The organism is Limisphaera sp. 4302-co, assembly GCF_049537155.1.
GTDB lineage: Bacteria > Verrucomicrobiota > Verrucomicrobiia > Limisphaerales > Limisphaeraceae > Limisphaera.
Window position 1 is genome coordinate 1 of sequence record NZ_JBMVQZ010000018.1, and the last position, 19,748, is coordinate 19,748.

The 19,748-nt window shown below is 65.5% G+C and carries 16 protein-coding genes, 1 tRNA gene and 1 pseudogene; 10 read left to right on the top strand and 8 right to left on the bottom strand.

Features of this window, described 5'->3' with window-relative positions; all coding sequences use genetic code 11:
* Positions 1-276 precede the first annotated feature (276 nt).
* Positions 277-350 (top strand) — tRNA-Gly (locus ACPDIX_RS14155).
* 64 nt (positions 351-414) lie between these two features.
* Here the strand turns inward: ACPDIX_RS14155 and ACPDIX_RS14160 are convergent.
* A complete protein-coding gene (locus ACPDIX_RS14160; RefSeq protein WP_423432455.1) occupies positions 415-1,188 on the bottom strand; it encodes a DUF1559 domain-containing protein in 774 nt (257 codons plus the stop codon).
* Between ACPDIX_RS14160 and ACPDIX_RS14165 the strand changes: the two genes are divergently transcribed.
* The gene (locus tag ACPDIX_RS14165; protein ID WP_423432456.1) at positions 1,187-1,663 is read left to right on the top strand and encodes a hypothetical protein; all 477 of its coding nucleotides are present in this window, start codon (positions 1,187-1,189) and stop codon (positions 1,661-1,663) included. The genes ACPDIX_RS14160 and ACPDIX_RS14165 overlap by 2 nt on opposite strands.
* Positions 1,664-1,730: 67 nt before the next feature.
* Here ACPDIX_RS14165 and ACPDIX_RS14170 read toward each other — a convergent pair whose 3' ends face one another.
* Positions 1,731-3,239 (bottom strand): long-chain-fatty-acid--CoA ligase, encoded by a 1,509-nt coding sequence (locus ACPDIX_RS14170; protein ID WP_423432457.1) that lies wholly within the window; start codon positions 3,237-3,239, stop codon positions 1,731-1,733.
* Positions 3,240-3,318: 79 nt separating this feature from the next.
* Positions 3,319-5,979, bottom strand: a complete 2,661-nt coding sequence (locus ACPDIX_RS14175; protein ID WP_423432458.1) for a DNA translocase FtsK — start codon at positions 5,977-5,979, stop codon at positions 3,319-3,321.
* Between the two features lie 330 nt (positions 5,980-6,309).
* Between ACPDIX_RS14175 and ACPDIX_RS14180 the strand changes: the two genes are divergently transcribed.
* Together ACPDIX_RS14180 and ACPDIX_RS14185 are read left to right on the top strand one after the other, a co-directional pair.
* Entirely contained in the window at positions 6,310-6,774 is a 465-nt protein-coding gene (locus tag ACPDIX_RS14180) for an Hsp20/alpha crystallin family protein (protein ID WP_423432459.1), read from the top strand.
* 13 nt (positions 6,775-6,787) lie between these two features.
* Positions 6,788-7,204 (top strand): Hsp20/alpha crystallin family protein, encoded by a 417-nt coding sequence (locus ACPDIX_RS14185; protein WP_423432460.1) that lies wholly within the window; start codon positions 6,788-6,790, stop codon positions 7,202-7,204.
* 72 nt (positions 7,205-7,276) lie between these two features.
* Here ACPDIX_RS14185 and ACPDIX_RS14190 read toward each other — a convergent pair whose 3' ends face one another.
* The gene (locus tag ACPDIX_RS14190) at positions 7,277-7,945 is read right to left on the bottom strand and encodes a PDZ domain-containing protein (protein WP_423432461.1); all 669 of its coding nucleotides are present in this window, start codon (positions 7,943-7,945) and stop codon (positions 7,277-7,279) included.
* 424 nt (positions 7,946-8,369) lie between these two features.
* Between ACPDIX_RS14190 and ACPDIX_RS14195 the strand changes: the two are divergent.
* A pseudogene (locus tag ACPDIX_RS14195) lies at positions 8,370-8,629 on the top strand (arsenical-resistance protein); the annotation flags it as partial.
* A gap of 85 nt (positions 8,630-8,714) precedes the next feature.
* On the opposite strand, the gene ACPDIX_RS14200 reads toward ACPDIX_RS14195, so the two are convergent.
* Entirely contained in the window at positions 8,715-9,317 is a 603-nt protein-coding gene (locus ACPDIX_RS14200) for a lysostaphin resistance A-like protein (protein ID WP_423432462.1), read from the bottom strand.
* Between the two features lie 378 nt (positions 9,318-9,695).
* On the opposite strand from ACPDIX_RS14200, the gene ACPDIX_RS14205 reads away from it, so the two are divergent.
* The 4 genes from ACPDIX_RS14205 to nusG are packed head-to-tail and all read left to right on the top strand — an operon-like array spanning position 9,696 to position 14,364.
* Complete coding sequence (locus tag ACPDIX_RS14205; RefSeq protein ID WP_423432463.1) at positions 9,696-10,889, top strand: hypothetical protein; 1,194 nt, start codon at positions 9,696-9,698, stop codon at positions 10,887-10,889.
* Positions 10,890-10,900: 11 nt separating this feature from the next.
* Positions 10,901-11,644, top strand: coding sequence for a polysaccharide biosynthesis/export family protein (locus ACPDIX_RS14210; RefSeq protein WP_423432464.1), 744 nt, complete (start codon positions 10,901-10,903; stop codon positions 11,642-11,644).
* 7 nt (positions 11,645-11,651) lie between these two features.
* A complete protein-coding gene (locus tag ACPDIX_RS14215; protein ID WP_423432465.1) occupies positions 11,652-13,763 on the top strand; it encodes a GumC family protein in 2,112 nt (703 codons plus the stop codon).
* A gap of 1 nt (position 13,764) precedes the next feature.
* Positions 13,765-14,364, top strand: a complete 600-nt coding sequence (gene nusG / locus ACPDIX_RS14220) for a transcription termination/antitermination protein NusG (RefSeq protein WP_423432466.1) — start codon at positions 13,765-13,767, stop codon at positions 14,362-14,364.
* Positions 14,365-14,392: 28 nt separating this feature from the next.
* On the opposite strand, the gene ACPDIX_RS14225 is transcribed toward nusG, so the two are convergent.
* Both ACPDIX_RS14225 and carB read right to left on the bottom strand, forming a co-directional pair.
* Positions 14,393-15,295, bottom strand: a complete 903-nt coding sequence (locus tag ACPDIX_RS14225; RefSeq protein WP_423432467.1) for an alpha/beta hydrolase — start codon at positions 15,293-15,295, stop codon at positions 14,393-14,395.
* 56 nt (positions 15,296-15,351) lie between these two features.
* Positions 15,352-16,902: a carbamoyl-phosphate synthase large subunit gene (gene carB, locus ACPDIX_RS14230; protein WP_423432468.1), complete on the bottom strand. Its 1,551-nt coding sequence runs from the start codon at positions 16,900-16,902 to the stop codon at positions 15,352-15,354.
* Between the two features lie 290 nt (positions 16,903-17,192).
* On the opposite strand from carB, the gene ACPDIX_RS14235 reads away from it, so the two are divergent.
* A complete protein-coding gene (locus tag ACPDIX_RS14235; protein ID WP_423432469.1) occupies positions 17,193-18,080 on the top strand; it encodes a type II secretion system protein in 888 nt (295 codons plus the stop codon).
* Between the two features lie 109 nt (positions 18,081-18,189).
* On the opposite strand, the gene ACPDIX_RS14240 is transcribed toward ACPDIX_RS14235, so the two are convergent.
* Positions 18,190-19,740: an ATP-binding protein gene (locus ACPDIX_RS14240; RefSeq protein ID WP_423432470.1), complete on the bottom strand. Its 1,551-nt coding sequence runs from the start codon at positions 19,738-19,740 to the stop codon at positions 18,190-18,192.
* Positions 19,741-19,748 lie beyond the last annotated feature (8 nt).

Sequence of the window (19,748 nt, forward strand, 5' to 3'; positions counted from 1 at the left end):
GATTTCGCGTTTGCGAAGGGCGTTCGTTGCTGCAGCAAACTGCCACAACATCCTCTTCGGTCAAATCGGGTCCGCATGAAGTGCATTCGTGCAGGACTTTGCCGCTTTGGAGGCGGAGCCGGTCCTCCGGAGGGTTTTGGAGGCCGTGCGGGAGGGTGGGTGCCGGGGGGACCCGATGGCCGGCGCTGCCCCGTTTGGGGGCGCTGCGGGATTCCGGCCAGGTTGCAGTCGGGGTCTTGTCAAGCCCGGCCGCCTGTGCTAGACAAGAAGCGGACCGCGGGTGTGGTTCAATGGTAGAACGCGGGCTTCCCAAGCCTGAGACGAGGGTTCGATTCCCTTCACCCGCTCCAATTTTTTTGTCCTGATTTCCGGGTGTGAGGCGCCGGGTTCGCGCCAGAGGGGATACGTCCTGTCCTAGAACCCGGCCAGGTTGGTGCGCGCGGCCTCGGTGACGGCCCAGAGGTTGACCGGTGTCAGGCTCCGGCCGAACCGCAGGAACCGCACGCTCCCGTCGATGAAGGCGAAGTTCGAACCCCCGGAGCGTGTGCCGGCACCTGCGCCGGAATGTCGGCTCTGCTCAACCTCGTCGACGTCGTTGCCGTTGCCCTCGTAGAAATCCATGTAGTAGTGGGGCGAACGGGTTTCCTTTTCGCCGAAGAGGATGGTGTCGGAGGGGTGCCGGACCATGATCTCTTTCATCCCCTGGAGATAGCGCCCTTGCACGTAGGCCTGCCAGTCGTCGGCTGACAGAGCGCTCTGGAAGTAGTCGTTGAAAGCATTGATGAGGTAGCTGCGCGGCGCGCCGTCCGCGGGGTACAGGTTGGTGTTGGCCGGTTGGGTGGCCGGGTTGGGGCCATCGCTGGGACAGACCAACAGGCGCAGTTCCCGGTAGTAGGTGTGGAGGCGGTGCGGCCACCGGCCGTTGACCAGCCGTGGTGGGAAGAACCCCTCGGAATCGTCCACGTACAGTCGGGCCGCGAGTGTCAACTGGCGCAGGTTGTTGTTGCAGGAGATGCGGCGGGCGGTCTCCTTGGCGCGGCCGAGGGCCGGCAACAACATGCTCGCCAGGATCGCGATGATCGCGATGACCACCAGCAACTCGATCAGCGTGAAACCGGCGCGGACCTTCCCGGTCGGACAGCCGGGCTGAATAGTTCGCGCCGACCGGCGTCCATTCGTTTGGATCATGTCAACCAGGAACATCGTTCTCCTCGTCGTGGCGGTGGGGTTGCTGGGTTTCAGTCTCTACCGGATCATGGACTGGTTCCGGCCCGCCGATATTCAAATGGTCCACACCATCCGGCCCAACCCGAGGTACGACCCGGCGCGGCCGGCGCGCTGGGGCCTTGCACGCCTCCCCTACCTGCTGACCTTCTCCCTCGATCGGAGTGTCCGGCTCACGGAGCTGCGGGTCGTGCCCTCTACGTGGCTCGCCACCAACAAATACGCCTCCGGCGTCTGGCACCTGGTGTCCGACTCCAATTCGGTGCCGGTTCGCGCCATCGTGTACGGCCAGCCCATCCGCGGCATGCGACCCAAGGTCCGTGGGGCTTGGGCGGACCCGCTGGAACCCGACACCGACTACACGCTGCTTTTGGAAACGGAAGCGGGTCCCGCCCGGTATGAATTCCACACACCGCCCCACCTGCCGGTGCGCCGGTGAAGGGCAGGGGGCGGAGCGGTCTGCCCTGGATGCGCAGGCCGGATTGCGTCGGCCGCCCCACCGTCCTTCAGCCCAGCTCCTCCACCGGGCCCACTGTGCCGGCCATCTGGCGCAGGGTGGTTTTGAGGATTTTGCCAGTGGCGTTGCGGGGCAGGGTTTCCATGAAGACGATGCGCCGGGGCAGCTTGTAATCCGCCAGCCGCTGGCGCAGGAACTGGAGCATCGGCCGTTCCTCCAGGTGCGCGCCCTCGGCCGGGGCGACAAAGGCCAACGGTTGTTCCCCCCGCCGCGCATCCGGCACGCCAATGACCGCCGCTTCTTTCACACCGGGATACTGGTACAGCACCTCCTCGATTTCGCGGGGATAGACATTGATGCCGTTGACGAGGATCATGTCCTTTTTGCGGTCGGTGATGTAAAAGTAGCCCTCGGCGTCCTGATAACCGATGTCGCCGGTGAGCAGCCATCCGTTGCGGATGGCCTGGGCGGTCTCTTCCGGCCGGTTCCAGTAACCGAGCATGACGTTGCCTCCGCGGACGCAGATCTCGCCCACCGTATGGTGGGGCAGCATGTTGCCCTGGTCATCCTTCACCGAGACCTCCACGTTCGGAATCGGGAGTCCGATCGAGCCCGGTTTGCGGCGATGAATCGGGTTTTTGGTGACCACCGGGCTGGCTTCGCTCAGGCCGTACCCTTCCAGGAGCGGGATGCCGAACTTGGCCTCGAAATCCTTCAGCACCTGCACCGGCAACGGCGCCGCCCCGCTGATGCAGAGCCTGAGCGGCAGCGGTGGCTTCAAGGGTGCCCCGACCATGGCCCGGTAGAACGGCGGGATGGCCGGTAACACGGTGGCCTGGCGCTGGAGGATCTCGGCCAGTGCGCTCCGTGGCGGGTGAAGCGACCGGACCAGGACCATGCTGCCCCCCACCAACAACGGCAGCAACATCCCCACCGTGATCATGTAGCTGTGAAAGAGGGGCAGGAGCACGGCGAACCGGTCGGCCTGCACGGTTTGCAGAACCTGCCGGCAGCTCTCCACGTTGTGAAGCAGGTTCCCGTGCGAGAGCATGGCTCCCTTGGGTCGCCCGGTCGTTCCCGAGGTGTAGATCAGCACGGCCAGATCGTTGGTGGCCCGGTCGAAGCCCGGAGGCTCCCAGCCCGATGGGGCAGGGGCCAGCCAGGTGAATGATTCGACCGGCAACAAGCGTAGTTGCGGATGCGCGGCCTGCAACGCGGGAGCCTGTTGGGCCAGCTCCTCATCGGTGATCAGTACCCGGATGCCGGCGTCGCCCATTATGTAGTTCACCTCGTCCGGTTTCAGGAAGTTGTTGATCGGCACCACGACGGAGCCGCTCATCAGGGTGCCGAAGAAGGCGGGGATGAATTCGGGACGATTCCGGAGCCAGAGCCCCACACGATCCCCGGGTTGAACGCCCATCTGCTGGACCAGGTGCCGGGCCACCACCTGGCTTTGCCGGAGCAGGGCCTGGTAGGGAATCTCCTCCAAGCCCCAGAAAATCGCTGTCTTCTCGGGCCAGGTGTCTGCGGACCGGGCAAACGCAAGTGGCAGGTTCATGCGATCCTGATGTAGGGGGCGGCCGTTCCAACGGCAAGCAGATCCGGCAACGCCCGGGGGCGGGGGGCGGCCGGGAGGGTCAACCGCCCGGCTGGGCCGGGGAGCCTCCCGTGGCACTGCCCGCGCCGGGTGCGTCCAAGTCAATCAGGATGTCGCGGGGCTCGGCCCCCTTGCTGGGACCCACGATGCCGCGACGTTCCAGTTCGTCCATGATCCGGGCGGCGCGGGTGTACCCGAGCCGCAGCCGCCGCTGCAACAGGGAGACACTGGCCTTTTGTTCGCTTCGGATCACCTCGATGCACTGCTGGATGAGTTCCTCGTCCTCGTTGATCCCGTTGTTTTCCTCCAGGGCGGAGCAGGGCCGGGAGAGTTGCTCGTGGATCTCGAGGTCGTAGTTGGGTTTGCCCTGTTTGGCGATGAACTCGACCAGCCGCTGGATTTCGTCGTCGGTGATGAGCGCGCCTTGGGCGCGGATGAGCTTGGCCGATCCGGGCGGCAGATAGAGCATGTCACCCTTGCCCAGGAGTTTTTCCGCGCCCATTGCGTCCAGTATGGTGCGCGAATCCACGCGGGAGGCGCACTGGAAGGCGATGCGGGCGGCGATGTTGGCCTTGATGACCCCGGTGATGACGTCCACGCTGGGCCGTTGCGTGGCCACAATGACGTGAATGCCGGCCGCACGGGCCATCTGGGTGATGCGGGCGATGGCCATCTCCACGTCGGCCGGCGCCACCAACATGAGATCGGCCAGCTCGTCAATGATGACCACGATGTAGCTGAGCTTGTCCGGAATGACGATGTCCTCCTCGCGCGGCACCACGATCTCCTCGTCCACCTCCACGGCGAAGCCGTCTGCGGCCGGTTCGATCCTTTCCTTGCGCGCCTTCAGGGGCAGCTCCGGTTCGCGTTCGGGCAGGGGCTTGTTCCGCGGCCGGCTGTTGAAGGAAGTGATGTTGCGGACTCCCACGCGGGCGAAGATCTGGTAGCGCTTTTCCATCTCGTTGACCACCCAGCGCAGGGCCAGGATGACCTTTTTGGGATCGGTGACCACCGGGACCACCAGATGAGGCAGGCTGTTGTACTGCTGAAGTTCCACCACCTTGGGGTCAATCATCACGAAGCGCAGTTGATCCGGCGTGAACCGGTAGAGCAACGAAGCGATGATCGCGTTGATGCAGACCGACTTGCCCGAGCCCGTGCTGCCGGCGATCAACAGATGGGGCATTTCGGCCAGGTCGGCGATGATGGGATGTCCGTACACGTCCTTGCCCAGAGCCAGGGGGATCCGCGCCCGCGTGTGGCGCCACTCCTCCGACTCCAGAAGATCTCGGATGACCACCTTGGTCTTGACCCGGTTGGGAACCTCGATGCCCACGGAACTTTTGCCCGGGACGGGCGCCAGGACGTGGATGCGCTCGGCCTTCAGAGCGGCGGTGAGGTTGTTGGTCAACGCGGTGATCCGTTCGAGTTTGACCCCGGGCGCCGGATGCAGTTCGTACCGCGTGATCGTGGGGCCCTTGGTGATGTCGCCCAGCTCGACTTCGATGCCGAACTGGGCAAGCGTCTGTTGAATGAGCCGGGCGTTGGCCAGCAGTTCCTCCTTGGACTCGCTCGGCCGCGTTGGCACCTCCGGCGGGTTCAAGAGTTCCACGCCCGGCAACTGATAGTTGCCGATCACCGGAGGCACCGCCACGGCGATGGGTTTGGGCCTCCGGGGCCTGGCGGCCGGGGTGCCGCTGGGAACAGGGGAGGGCCGGGCAACCGCGGCAGCCGGCCGGGGGCTTTCGGACGTCGCCGCCGGTGGGGTCACCGGCTCCTCCTCGGCCGCGGCGGGTGCCGGTCTGTCCCCGGCACCTTCCTCCTCCGGTGCCGCAGGTGAGGTCGGGAGGGCGGCCGGCGCGCCGGAGCGAGCCGTTTCCGGTGCCGCTCTGCCTTCAGCCGGCTCCGCAACCAAACCGGGGTCGCTCGCGGTGGTCGGGGGAGAAGCGCCTTCAGCAGTTGGGTTCCGCGGGAGGCTGAGATCCCGAATGCGCGGTTCGGGCACCGGCCTCCTCCCGGCTTCCTCGGCGAGCGGACCGAGAGGCTGCTGCTTGAGGGCCTTTTTGCGGGCTTCCAACTCCCGGACCTTTTCCTCAAGAACCTGCAGGCCCGGCCGGCGGGCCTCTCTCCAGTCCCGGATCCGTTCCGGCAGCCCGCGCAGCCATGCCAGGAGCTGGAAGTTGGACAGGTAACTCAGGCTCGTGACATAAAGCGCCCCGTAGAGGATGACCGCCCCCACGGTGCCGAGCATCCAAAAGAACCAATCGTAGCTGAAGGCACCCAGAAAACCGCCCACGCTGGGCGCGCCCAGCAGCCGCCCCCAGCTGCGGAGCACCGGCCACTCGTTGGCCATGTGCAACAGGCCGGATCCGGACAAGAACCAGATCAGCAACCAGGGCCAGCGCCGGCGCAAATGTTCCAGCACGCTCCACCAGCACGAGGCAGCCAGGAGGAAAAGTGCCGGCGGCAGAAAAAAGGCCATCAAACCGAACAGAAAAAACGTGGTGTTGGCCAAGTGAGCTCCCACCGGGCCCGCCAGATTGTGCACCGGTTGATTGGGAGGGTTCCGATGCAAGGGAAGGTCGTACCGATCAAACGACCACTGGGCCACCAGCAGAAAGAGTCCCAAGGCCGCCAAACCGATTCCCACCAATTCCCGGGGCACGCGGCTGTGATTGGACTGCGCCATCCTCCGCGCCATGCCGCCACCGTAGCACCACCGTTCAAACGTGGGAAGCACGAAGGGGCAATACGCATGCCGACCTCAGATCAACCGGCAAACCAGACGGCCACACCTCCTTCGACCGGTTCTGGCTCACCCAAGCACCCGTCGTGTGTTGGTGTCGCGATATGACACACAACCAGCCGATGTTCACATTTCAAAGTGTCATAGTGACTCATGCGGAGTGTGCGGACAATGGCCGGTTGGTGAATTGCATGTTGTTGTGATCGATTGTGTTGTGTCCGATATGGGTGGTTGGCACAGTTTTCGCTGTTCGACTGATGGAATACAGCAGAGGTGATGTGGCTTATGAGCACGCAGGTTCGAAGGTACGAACGGCGGAACGCCTCCTTGTGGGATCAGTTGGAAAGTTTGCAGGAGGAGGTGGATCGGTTGCTGGACACGGCCTTTGCCGCTGCGGGAAGCGCGTCCACTCTCTGGGGCGAACACGCCCCGGCGGTGGACTTGGTGGAGGAGCCGGACCGACTGGTGTTGAGGGTGGACCTGCCCGGCATGCGCCGGGAGGACATCCAAGTGACCCTGCACGATGGCTGCTTGACGGTGGCGGGGGAGATGCGACCGGACGACCGGTATGCCCGGGCGCAGGTCCATCGGGCCGAACGGGTGTCGGGTCGGTTCCAACGGACGATTTCCCTGCCGGTGGCGGTGGCGGTTGACCAGATTACCGCGCGTTACCGGGACGGGGTGTTGGAAGTGGTGCTGCCGAAGGCCGAAGAGGCCCGGCCCAAACAGATCCAGGTGCAGGCCGACTGAAAGGAGGTGGAACATGCAAAAGGATCCGGTTGTCCAACAAAATCAGGAGGTGAAGGCCGCGACCCCTGCGGAAGGCCGGGTCACCCGCATGCCTTCGCGGCGTCGCTGGTTGGTGCCGGCGGTGAACATTTATGAGACGCCGCAGGAGTTCGTGATCGAGGCGGAGATGCCCGGCGTGACGCGTGACGGGCTGGAGGTCACGGTGGAAGGCAACCAACTGACGATTGTGGGGCGGCGTACGGCGGAAACCGTCGAGGGCCGGTTCCTGTTGCGCGAACGAGGTTCGGGCATGGAGTACCGGCGGGTGTTCGAGCTGGATCCGGCGTTGGACACCAACCGGGTGACGGCCCGTTTGGAGCAGGGTCTTTTGACATTGGTGCTCCCGAAGGCGCAGGAGCTGCAACCACGCCGGATTCCGGTGACGGATTGAGCCCCGGGCGAGTCGGGCGATGGGCCGTGGGAGGTGAGCCCGGTTGTGGCGGGTGGCAGACCCGCGAGGGGATCATCTGGACCCTGGCCAATCGCGGGTCACCACTTGGAAGCGCATCGGTGTGTTGCTCCGGAGCACGTCCACGAGAACGGTTTCGCCGGGCCGGCGCGTGAGCATTTCGGCTTGGAGGGTGCCGGCGTCCGGCACCGGCTTGCCGTCCAGGGCATAAATGAGGTCACCCGGCCGGAGACCGGACCGGGCGGCCGGTGCGCCGGGGTCGATGCCTGCCACCAGCACACCGGTTTGTCCGGGAGGGGCCGGCCGGATGTAGACTCCCAGGATGGCGCCCTGGCGCCGCGCTGCGGTGACCTCCGCCATCTGGGTGGGAGAAAGTCCCGGGGTGTTCTGCAGCGCCTGGAGCAGGCGCGCGTTGGCTTCCTTCAGCTTCTCGAGTTCTTCCAGTTGCTTGCGGAGCTGGGTGACCTCGTTGCGAAGACGCAGCAGCTCGCGCGTGCCTTCTGAGGAAAGCCCGGTCGAGGCCAGTTCCCGGTTGGAGGCGCGCAACTGTTCGTTTTCGAGCCTGAGCGTTTCCAGCTCCAGGCGGAGTTCGTTCATGGTTTGCAAACGGCTTCGGAGGTCGCGTGCCTGGCGGTGCTGTTGCCAGGCCAGCGCGGCCAGGGCGGCCAGCCCCAGGCTCAACAGCCCGGCCAGCAGCCACGGTGTTCGGGGGGCGGATCTCACGGTTGCGACCTCGTCCATTGCGCGCAAACGCCTGGTTTCCTGTTTCAACATGCGGGCCGGGCGGCTCGCGGGCAAGCCTCCGGGAACCGATCCGACCGCCCGGAGCCGGAGTGGGTCCTGCGGTGAGGTTCGGCGTGTTTGTGGATCCGGCCGGGCGCCGGTTGGGGAAAAGCGCGATTGACCTTGTGACGGATGTTTCGATAGCTGGCGAAACGTAAAAACGTTGCCCGGATGCCCGGCCGTGGCGAGAGCGCTGCCGGATCCTCAGCGCCTCCGGGCGTCGGCGGCCTTGCAGCACGGAGAGCTGTGAGTCTGCGAGTTGATGGAGCTGTTGGGATGGGCGGTCTCGACCGTCTGGCAGCACCCGGCCCTCCTGCAGCAGGCCGGCCCGGTGCAATCGCGCCGGCAGGGCCGCTGGGACAGGCTGATGCGATGGTTCCGCGTGCCGCATTCGGTGGCGGCCCCGGTGCGTGGATCGGCGCCGGCAACTTCTTTGAGCTGGCCGTCGCGGCGGCCATCTCATGGTTCGGCCCCGGATTCCCGGCGGCTCCGGCCTGCGTGGTGGGCGTGCTGGTGGAAGTACCGGTCATGCTCTCGGCTTGCCGCTTTTGCAACGCGAGGCGCTCGTGGTATCAGCGGGTTCTGGAAGAGCCTTCTGTGGGCGCTGCCGCGGAGCCCTCGTGAACCCGTCGGGTCCGGGTCGCCGGGGTCGAAATGCGCGGGGTGCATCCGGAGGGCACGTGGTCCGGAGCGGAGGATCCGGCCTGCTCTACGCGGACCGATGAATGCGCGTCAGGTAAACCAGCGCCAGAAAGTCGTGGAGTGCATGAACGAGGATGGGTGCCACGAGGGAACCCGTCAGTTCGTAGAGTCCGCCCAGATAGAGTCCGAGCACCAGCGCAAGCAGGACATAGGGAAGGTTCACAAAGTGCAGCAGGCCGAACAGGAGGGCTGCCAGCACGCACGCGCCTGACGGATTCCACAGCAGGCGGATCCAACCCTGGAGCGCCCCGCGAAAGAGCAGTTCCTCGCCCAGGCCGGCCAGGATGGAGATGAGGGCCAGTTGCCCGACCGTCCAGGGCGAGAACCATGGTTTTGCATTCTGTTCGAGGAACCGGCGGACGGGTGCGAAAAGGCCGCCCGGGGTGCGCAGCAGGAGCACAAAAAGGGCGAACGGTGGCAGCGCACCGGCAAGGCCGATCCACACATCGCGGGGCCTGTACTGGAGGGAGTCAGTGAGCGGTCCCGGCTGGCTGGCCATCCCCAACAGGCCAAGCAGACCAAGGCCGGTCTCCACCAGACAACCCAGGGTGAAGAACCAGCGACTGCCCGGCCCATTCTGCCACACCGGTGCGGATTGGGTTTGCGTCACGGTGCCATCGTGCGCCAGGGGCAAACTCTTGACCAGCACGGAACACCGTCCTGGCGGAGTCGAACATGGTCGGAGCCTGGGCCTCGGGGCATGCCGGGAACGGTTCGGGGCCGGTCGAGGCGCGGTGCGCGCCGGCCACGAGATGCTTGTTCAGCAGCCCGAGGCGATGAGGCTTGACGGACCGGGGTGCGAGGGTAGTTTGCGGGCTCTGAATTTGCGCATCAGAGACCTGCAACGATGAAGAAGGGGGCCAAGGTAGGTCGGAACCGACGCCGCCGGGGGTGCGAAGGGCTTCCGATGGGTGGGGTGGCCCGTGGTTGGTGCTGGACGGTTCTGGCAGTGGCGGCCGGTGCTGTGACTGCATCCGGGCAGGAGGCCTTGCGTTCGTCCCTGACGGGGCAGATGGCCCTGGAGGCCAAGCGCCGCCAGATCGCGGCCGGTTGGGGGGACGTGCGGTTGGGGGCCTGGCGGTTTGACCTCAACGCTTCGCTGGCCCTCGAGGTCAATGACAACGTGCGCTACGAGGAGGTGGATCCCCGGTCGGATTTCGTGATCCGGCCCGGGTTCAGCATCCGCGCCCTCTACCCGGTGACGGACAAGAACGTGCTGACGCTCAACAGCGGCGTCACGTACAACGCGTTTTTGACCCATTCCGACCTGAACTACTTCCACGTCTCGCCGGATTCGAACCTCTCGTTCGATGTTTTTGTGGGCAACCTGCTGCTGAACTTTCACAACCGGTTCCATTACACCCAGGAGGTGGCCGACCAGCCGGACATCCGGGGCAGTTTCAACTACGGCCGATTGGACAACCAGTTGGGTGTGCTGGCGGTCTGGGACATGAACAAGCTGGTGCTCGCCTTCAACTACGATCACCAGATCTACCAGGCAACCGACGAACGCTACCGTTTCACCGATCGCACCGCCGAGTTGTTCGGGTTCCGGCTCGGTTGGTTGGTCACGCCCCTGACGCCGGTGGGCCTGGAGGCCGGGGTGGGTCTGACGGACTTCAACAACGAAGACCCGGGTCTGGCCCTGCGGTTGAATGACATGCTGCATTACAGCGTCGGCCTGTTTTACGAGATGCCGGCCGGCCGGTTCATCCGGTTGCGTGCAGGCGCGGGCTATGTGGTGTATGATCCCACGACGGACGTGATGCCCGGCGGCCGGGGCGGCGATCCGGTCGACGCCGTGTACGCGGACTTGTCGGTCCAGCACCAGATCACGCGGCACATCCGCTACGTCCTGTCGGCCGGACACCGGATGCAGTCGGGCTGGTACGCCGAGGCACTGCGGTCATGGTACGGGAATCTGACGGTGAGCTGGAACATTTTGCGGGGTTATTCGCTGGCCACCAGTGCGAGCTACGAGCGCGCGCAGGAGGAGGGTGGTTCGTGGTTTTCCGATCCGGAGGTTTACGACCGTTACTCGGCGGGGCTGGCGATCGGGAAACGGCTGGGACCGAACCTGGGGGCGAGTCTGGGCTACAGTCACATCGTGCGGGATTCCAACGTGTTCCGTCGCAGCTACACTCAGAATCGCCTTGTCCTGACCGGGACCTACACATTTTAATGAGGAATCTGATGAAAAAGGTGGGTGGTATCGTTCTGGGACTGGCGCTCGGACTGCACGTGCTGATTGCGGCCGAGGGGGGCGAATCGTCAGCGCCGGCGGCTGTTCCGGCGGGGACTGAGACCGGCACGGCGGCTCCGGCAGGTGCGGTCGGCCCAGGAGCGGAGGCCGCCGCTGCCGCGGCCGATGCCGGCACGGCTCGCGCCGTCCTGCCGACGGTGCCGGTGGTCATTGATGACCGGCATCGTCTGGGCCCGGGCGACAAGTTGAGCTTCCAGATCCTCGAAGATCGGGACCCGCCGAAGCAGCTGATGGTGACCGATTCCGGGGAACTGGACGTTCCCTACGTGGGGCGGGTGCTGGTCGCCGGCAAGACCTGCAAGCAGGTGGCTGAGGAGCTGAAAAAGCTGTTGGAGAAGGACTACTACTACCGGGCCACGGTGGTCCTGGGGCTGGACCAGATCAGCAAGACGGCCGGGCGCGTGTACATTTGGGGGCAGGTGCGCAACCAGGGCGCCATCGAGATCCCCACGGGCGAGAATTTCACCGCCGGCAAGGCGATCCTGCGGGCCGGGGGATTCACCGATTTTGCGAACAAGAAGAAGGTGCGGCTGGTCCGGACCCAACCCGACGGGACCAAGCAGACCTTCGAGCTGAACATGGAGGACATTTTGGAGAAGGGCAAAATCGAGGAGGACGTGACCCTGCAGCCGGACGATTTCATCATCGTGCCGGCGCGGCTGATCAACTGGTGAGAGGCTCATGAACGAGTATCCACAACCGGATCCGGAGAACCGGTCGGTTCGCAGTGCACGGTTTTTCACGGTGCTGCAGCGCTGGCGCACCTTGCTGCGCCGGTACTGGTGGGTGTTGCCGGGGTGTGCCCTGCTGGCGATGGCCATTCATCTGATCATCGTGTGGAATTCTCCGCCGGCCTACGCCAGCAAAGGCAAGATGATTGTCAACGTCCGGATCCAGGTTCAGACGGGTGCCAACTACATCGAGGAGCTGAGCAACTTTCTCGGCACCCAGGTGGCGCTGATGCAGAGCGACACGGTCTTGAACCGTGCCGCCGAACGGGTGCACGCGAGCCGTCCGGATCTGGTGCCGGTTCCCGTCAAGGTGACGGTGGGCGTCACGCCCAAGACCACCGTCTTCAACCTTCGCGCCGTGGGATCGGACCCCGCGTACGTGCAGGCCTACCTCGACGCGGTGATGGACGAGTTCATCAACCTCAAGAAGGAGATGCGCACCCGCAGTTCGGACGTGACGCTGGCGGGGATCACCGAGGAGGTGGCCCGGCTGGAGAAGGAGCTCAAACAGTACGAGGAGGAACTCCTGCAGTTCCAGGCGACGAACAGCATCGTGTTCCTCCAGGAGCAGGGCAACCTGGCGGGCAATTACCTGGCGCAATTGAACCAGCAACTGGCTGTGCTGCAGAGCGAGTTGAACCTGCTGAACATGCTCAACCTGGAGCAGAACCTGGAGCGGCAGCAGTCGGCCGGAGTGATCACCGGGGTGCGCCCGGTGCCGGCGGGCCAGCAGCGGAGTCCGGTGGACGTGCTGCGGGCGGATTCGGAGTACCTGAAGGTCAAGCAGGAGATCCAGGTGTTGAAGGCCGAGGAACAGCAACTGTCGGAGTTTCTGCGGCCGAAACACCCGAAGATGATTGCGTTGCGGGAGGAGATCCAGCGCAAGGAGAAGCTGCTGGACATCGTGCGCGAACAGAGCGTCGAGCAGATCGAGAACCGCAAGAAGTCGCTGCAACTGCAGATCGAGAACCTGCAGAAGGAGATCAAGGAATGGGAGGCACGCGCGCTGGAAGCCAGCAGCAAGATGGCGCAGTACCAGAAGATCCGGGGCAACATCACCCGGGTGCAGAATCTGTACGACCGGCTGCTGCAGACCATGCAGGCCGTGGGGGTGGACAAGGACATCATCCCCGAGTCGGTGACCATCCTCGAACGTGCCTCGGTGGCCGAGCCGGACCGGCTGAGTCTGTCCATCAGCCTCACCCTGGCGGGACTGGTGGGTTTGATGTTGGGGATGGGGCTGCTGTTGATCGTGGAACGGCTCGACGACCGGATGAACACCTTCGTCGAGTTGCAGGATCATTTCGAGGAACCCGTGCTGGGCCAGATCCCGCGGGAGCGGTCGGGTCGGAATGGCGAACTGGCGTTGTTGAAGCCGCAGGATGACCGACACGCATTCGCCGAGGCCTATCGGAACGTGCGTTCCTCGCTGCTGTTCATGCCCTCGAGCAACGGCAACGAGAAACCGCGGCTTTTGCTGGTGACCAGCTCGATCCCGAACGATGGCAAGTCGCTGACCACCGCCAACCTTGCCATCACGCTGGCGCTTGGCGGCGCACGGGTGCTGTTGGTGGACGCGGACCTGCGCAAGGGGGTGGTGCACCGCCGGTTCGGCGTGGACAACTCGGCCGGGTTCTCCGAAGTGCTGCAGCAAAAGGCGGCCTGGAAGGACGTGGTCCGGTCCACCTCGGTGCCGAATCTCTGGGTGATTCCGTGCGGCTCCCCGACGCAGAATTCCAGTGAGTTGTTTTTGCAACCGCTGACGCGGCAGGTGCTGCAGGAGATGGCCGCACAGTACGATTACGTGGTGTTGGACACGCCGCCGGTGATGGCGGCCGACGACGTCACCACGCTGGCTCCCCTGGCGCACGGGGTGATCTTCGTGATCCGGGCGCAGCACACCTCGGCGCGGGTGGCACGGGCGGCTCTGGACCTGTTGTACCAGCGAAACGTGAAGGTGCTGGGCCTGGTCTTCAACGCGGTGAACCCGCGGACGGGCGAGTACTACTACTACTCGCGTTACAAGGATTACTACCACCGCTCGAGCCGAGACAAGGCCTGACATGCACAAGAGCGGGACGTCTTCCCTCCCGCAGGTGCAGATCGTGCCCGCGCAATCCGGGGGCCCGTCCGTGCCGGCCTGGTTCTGTGTTCGCGCCCAGCCGAAGCGCGAGCATGTGGCCGCCGGTCATCTGCGATTGCTTCCGGAGTTGGAGGTGTTCCTGCCCCGGATCCGCTTCCGGCGTCCCACCCGTCGCGGCAACGTCTGGGTGACGGAGGCCTTGTTTCCCGGCTATCTGTTTGCCCGGTTCGATTGGAGTCGGTGCCTGCGGGCGGTCCATCACACGCCCGGGGTGGCCTGTGTGGTGCATTTTGGCCGGCGCTGGCCCACGGTGCCGTCGGAGGTGGTGGAGGAGTTGCGGCGGCGGCTGGGCGAGGAAGAGCTGCGGGTGATCCCCGATCCGTTCCGGCCCGGGGACCGCGCCCGCGTGGCGGGCGGCGTGTTGCAGGGATTGGAGGGGGTGGTGAGCCGGGTCCTGCCGGCGCGGCGCAGGGTGCAAATCCTGTTGGAGTTTCTGGGGCGCCAGGTGAGCGTGGAGATTCCCGAGGACCAGCTGACGCCTTGTGTGGACCTGCGACTGCGTTGGGATGAGGCCGGGTGACGGGAACGCCCGCCGGGGGCGGGGCGGCTCAGCCGCCTGCATCCGAAGGCGGTGCCGGCGCCCCCTGGCTTCCGAGGTGGCGAAGGAGTTCCTCCACGGCCGCTCGGATGCGATCGGTGTCGCCCAGGGATTCGTTGTGGGAACCGCGGAGTTCGCGGAGCCATTTGGGCGGGTGGGCTGTGGCGTAGTTGGCCTCGGCGTGATGAAACCGCACGAGATCGTCCTGCCGGCTGTGGAGGATGAGGACCGGGACGCGCACGCGGCCGAGAGACTCGCGGGTGTCGTAGCGGATGCGCGCGAGCCAGCGCACGGGCAGCCAGGGGAAGAGTTCGCTGCCGATGTCGGGGATGCTGGTGAAGGCGCCCATCAGGATCAGGGCGCCCACCGGTTGATGAGCAGCCAGGTGGGCGGCGACGGCTCCACCGAGTGATTCACCCACGGCCAGCACGTGCCCGGGACGATGGCCCCGGGCCAGCAGCCACCGGTATGCGGCGCGGGCGTCCGCGTAGGTGCCGGCCTCGTGGGGTCGGCCCTCGCTGCGGCCGTAGCCGCGGTAGTCGAACAGGAGCACGGCGATGCCGGTGTCCAACAGGGCCCCGGCCAGAGGGAGGCGGTGACTGATGTTGCCGCCGTTCCCATGACAGACCAGTGCCACGAAGCGGGCCCGTGCGGAGTCGGGTTCGGCCGGGAAATACCAGCCGTGGATGCGCAGGCCGTCCTCCGTGGTCAAGGTCAGGTCCTCGAACGGCCGGCCCAGCCCGGTGGGTGAGGCATCATGGGTGCGGGTCGGCGCGTAGACCTGGTGATGTTCAAACCAGCGGAGCATCAGCCCGAGAATCAGGATGGCCGCCAACAGCCGTGCGGTCCGATGCAGGGCCGACCGGAGCGGACGTTTGCAACCGGCCGGGAGGGGTGGGGGAACCTCGGCCATGGAAGCGTGAACAAGGGGCGACCGTCACGGTGCAGGGGAGCAGTGGACGGGTCCGGTCAGGCGGGTGCAGGGGCTTCGTTCCGACACTGGGCCAGGCGTTCCTCGAACTCGACGATTTCGCGGATCTGGCTGAGGAACCAGGGGTCGATGTGGGTGAGCTGGTGGATTTCCTCGACGGTGAATCCGGCACGGAAGGCGTGCCGAATGAAAAAGATCCGTTCCGCGTTGGGGATGGAGAGCTTGCGAATGAGCAGTTCGCGCGGGAACAGGTCGCGATCGCCGTAGAGCTGGCCGTCCACACGCCAGGGCTTGCCGTCGCCGCCCAGGCCGTACCGTCCGATTTCGAGCGAGCGCAGGCACTTCTGGAGCGCCTCCTTGAAGGTTCGGCCGATGGCCATGGCCTCGCCCACGCTTTTCATCTGGGTGGTGAGCGTGGGGTCGGCATCGGGAAACTTTTCGAAGGCAAAACGCGGGACCTTGACGACCACGTAGTCAATGGTGGGCTCGAACGACGCGGGGGTTTCGCGCGTGATGTCGTTGGGGATTTCGTCGAGGCGATAGCCCACGGCCAGTTTGGCGGCGATTTTGGCGATGGGGAAACCGGTGGCCTTGGAGGCCAGTGCGGAGCTGCGGCTGACCCGGGGGTTCATTTCGATCACCACCATGCGGCCGGTTTTCGGGTTGACGGCGAACTGGATGTTGGAACCGCCGGTCTCGACCCCCACCGCCCGGATGACGGCGAAGCTGGCGTCGCGCATGGCCTGGTACTCCCTGTCTGTGAGAGTCTGGATGGGCGCCACGGTGATGGAATCGCCGGTGTGGATCCCCATGGGATCGAAGTTCTCGATGGAACAGATGACCACGCAGTTGTCGGCGTGATCGCGCATGACCTCCATTTCGAACTCCTTCCAACCCAGGAGTGATTCTTCGATGAGGATTTCGGAGACCGGGGAGAGATCGAGTCCGCGGCGGGCCATCTCTTCGAATTCGTCACGGTTGTAGGCGATGCCGCCGCCGGTGCCGCCGAGGGTGAAGGCGGGGCGGATGACGAGGGGGAACCGGCCGATGGAGGCCGCCACGGCGCGGGCCTCCTCGAGAGTGTGCGCCGTGCCGCTGATGGGCACGTCCAGCCCGATGCTGAGCATGAGGTCTTTGAAGACCTGGCGATCTTCTCCGCGTTCGATGGCCTCGGGTTTGGCCCCGATGAGCTCGACGCCCAGCCGGCGCAGCACGCCGGAGCGATGGAGGGCCATGGCGGTGTTCAGCGCCGTCTGGCCGCCGAGGGTGGGCAGCAGGACCAATTTGTGCGGGACGTCCGGTGGCGCACCTTCCAAGGGCACGCCCATCCGCCGGAGTTCCTCCAGCTCGCGGACCAGGATTTTCTCCACGCAGTCCGGGGTGATGGGCTCGATGTAGGTGCGGTCGGCGAACTCGGGGTCGGTCATGATGGTGGCCGGATTGGAGTTCACCAGGATGACCCGGTAGCCCTCCTCCTTGAGGGCTTTGCAGGCCTGCGTGCCCGAATAGTCGAATTCGCAGGCCTGACCAATGATGATCGGGCCCGCGCCGATGATCAGCACCGAATGGATGTCCTTGCGCTTCGGCATAGGCGAGGGAGAGTTAAACGGATGTGCCGGGCTTTGTCAGTGCCAGAATCGCGGCGGTTGGCATCGCGGGAGGCGGGGTCTGCGGACCGGTGCGGAGCACGGCCGGGCGGGGGCCGGCCGTCACGGGGGGGCGCAGTGGGGGACTTGCACGTCAGCGCGACTGGTTCCACGATGCGCTCGTGCACGGCTGCGGTGCGGTCAGACGCCCGGCTCAGCGGAGCAGGAAGGTCGGGCCTGCCAGCGACGGCGGGAGGCGGGCGGGTCAGGTGTGTGCGCGGGCTCAGGCCATGATGGTTGCCCGGTCACAGGAGATGCGTGGCCACGCGGCACGCCCACGCGACGGGGCGGCGGGGTTCACCCTGGTGGAGCTGCTGGCCGTCATTGCGGTGGTGGCAGTGCTTGCGGGGTTGATGCTTCCGGCGTTGAGCAGGGGCAAACAGAAAGCGCAGGGCCTGCAGTGTCTCAACAATCACCGGCAGTTGGCACTGGCCTGGCGGATGTACGCCGAAGACAACCAGGACCGGCTGCCCTATGCGAGCGAGGATCCCAGCCGGCCGGAGACGCTGGCTGCTGCGTGGGTGACGGGCACGCTGGATTTCAACCCGGACAATCCGACCAACTGGAATCCCGCGCTTTCCATCGAGCGGAGTCCGCTCTGGCCGTATTGCGGCGGGCAACACGGCATCTGGAAGTGTCCGGCGGACCGTTCCTTTGTCGTGGTCAACGGCGAGGCGCGGCCACGGGTCCGGTCCATGTCCATGAACGTGTACCTGGGCGGGTGGGGCGGAACGGACGGCGGCTGGGGCCCGCAAATCTCGAATTACCGGATCTACCTGAAGATGGCGGATCTGGCGAATCCGGGTCCCTCGAAGGTTTTCGTCTTTCTGGACATGCGGGAGGACAGCATCGACATGGGGAACTTTGCCACGCGGATGATCGGATGGCCGGACCGGCCGGAGATGTACGGCTTTTACGATCTGCCCGGTTTTTATCACCATCGTGCGTGTGGTTTTTCCTTTGCCGACGGGCACTCGGAGATCCGGCGCTGGCGGGACGAACGGACCATGCCGCCGTTGGTGACCGGTGGGTTGGTCAACGACAGCTTCGCTTCGCCCCACAATCCGGACGTGGCCTGGTTGCAGGAACATTCGACCCGGCCGCTTTCGAACCCACGCTGATTCTGCGTGTGGGCACCGTGCGGTTTGATTGGCGCCTGCCGTCGGGCGTTACCGGAAAGTACCCGGGGCGACGCGGGCGTTGGCGTTGCGGAGGTGGCGCGAACCGGCGTCAGGGCGCCGCTGGCGGGATCGGATCGGTGGTGAGGCTGGTGGGATTTGTCTCCTTGCTGACGGCTTGCTTGATGCGCCACAGCAGTTCCTGGGCGGTGAAGGGTTTGCGGAGACAACCATTTGGCTCGGCGGGCTCCAGCGCCGGCAACACGTAGCCGGTGGTGGGCACGATGGGCAGGGAGGGGCGGAGTTTGCGCAGATGTTCGATCAGTTCCCGGCCGCCCATGCGCGGCATCACCAGGTCCACCAGGGCCACGTCCACCTGCACGCCGTTTCGGCGGACCTGGTCGAGCGCTTCCTCGCCTCCCGGTACGCTCACGACCTTGTATCCGAACTGTTTCAGCACGGCTTCGACCGTGCGCCGGACCCGCTCGTCATCGTCCACCACCAGGACCGTGCCTTCACCGCGAAGGAGGGGTTCGGTGGTGGCCACGGTCCGGGCCACGACCGGCTGCGCCGGGAAATAGAGCCGGACGGTGGTTCCGCGGCCCGGTTCGCTGACCATGGTGATGCCGCCCCCGTGACTGGTGACGACGCCGTAGACCCAGGCCAGACCGAGCCCGCGGTGTCCCTGCTCGGCCTTGGTGGTGAAGAACGGCTCGAACACGCGGGGCAGGTGGGCGGGCGGGATGCCGCAACCGGTGTCGGTCACCTCCACGCAGACGTGGCAGCCCGGCGCCAGTTCGATGTTCCGGTCCTGCAGGGGCCGGTCGAGTTCGAGGTTGCGGGTGCGGATCCGCACGAGACCCTGGCGGGCGATGGCTTCTGCGGCGTTGTCCAGCACGTGCACCAAGGCGGGAAGCAGTTTGGCCTCGAAAAAGTGGACCGTGTAGAGGCGTCGTTCAGGTTCGAACGACCACTCGATGCGTGCGCCGGTGGGCTTGGCCCGAACGACCTCGATGGCGCGCTGGATCAATTCGTTGAGGTTGCCGCCGGGGGCGGTCTCGGTCTCGGACCCGGCCCGGCTGAAGGTGCCCAGTTCGTGGGCGATCTCCGCCGCGCGGGCGGTCGCCTGTTCGATCTCGAGCAGGGCAGGCCGGGCCGGATCATCCGGGGCCAGCCGGCTCAAAAGCAGGGAGGTCCGGCTCAGGACAGGGGTGAGGGCGTTGTTGAAGTCGAGCGCGATCGTGCGCGCGAACTGCTGGAGGCATTCCAGTCTTTGTTTCAGGGCTGCGTTTTCTGCGTCCTCGTCCGGCGTTATGGGAGAGGGCTGACGCGGGGCGGGGAACAGTTGGAACAGGAAGAACCGTTGCTGATCGCGCACCCAGCTGGTGATGTGTGCCGTGGTTTCCAGGAGCTGTCCGCCGCGGGCGCGGAGCCTGAGGGTCACGGTGGGCGCCGGGGCGCGGGTCCATTGGAGGAGGAACCGATCGGCCGGCATCGGATTGTCGGGCCACCAGAACGCGGTCAGCCGGGTGGAACCCGAGGTGACTCCGGGGCCGAGGCATTGTCCGGCGGCGTCGTTGGCGCGTAAGACGGTGCCGGCCGCGTCCAACCAGAGGACCGGCCAGCCGGCATTTTCGAATGCTGCGAAAAACTCGTTGCGCATCGGACCGA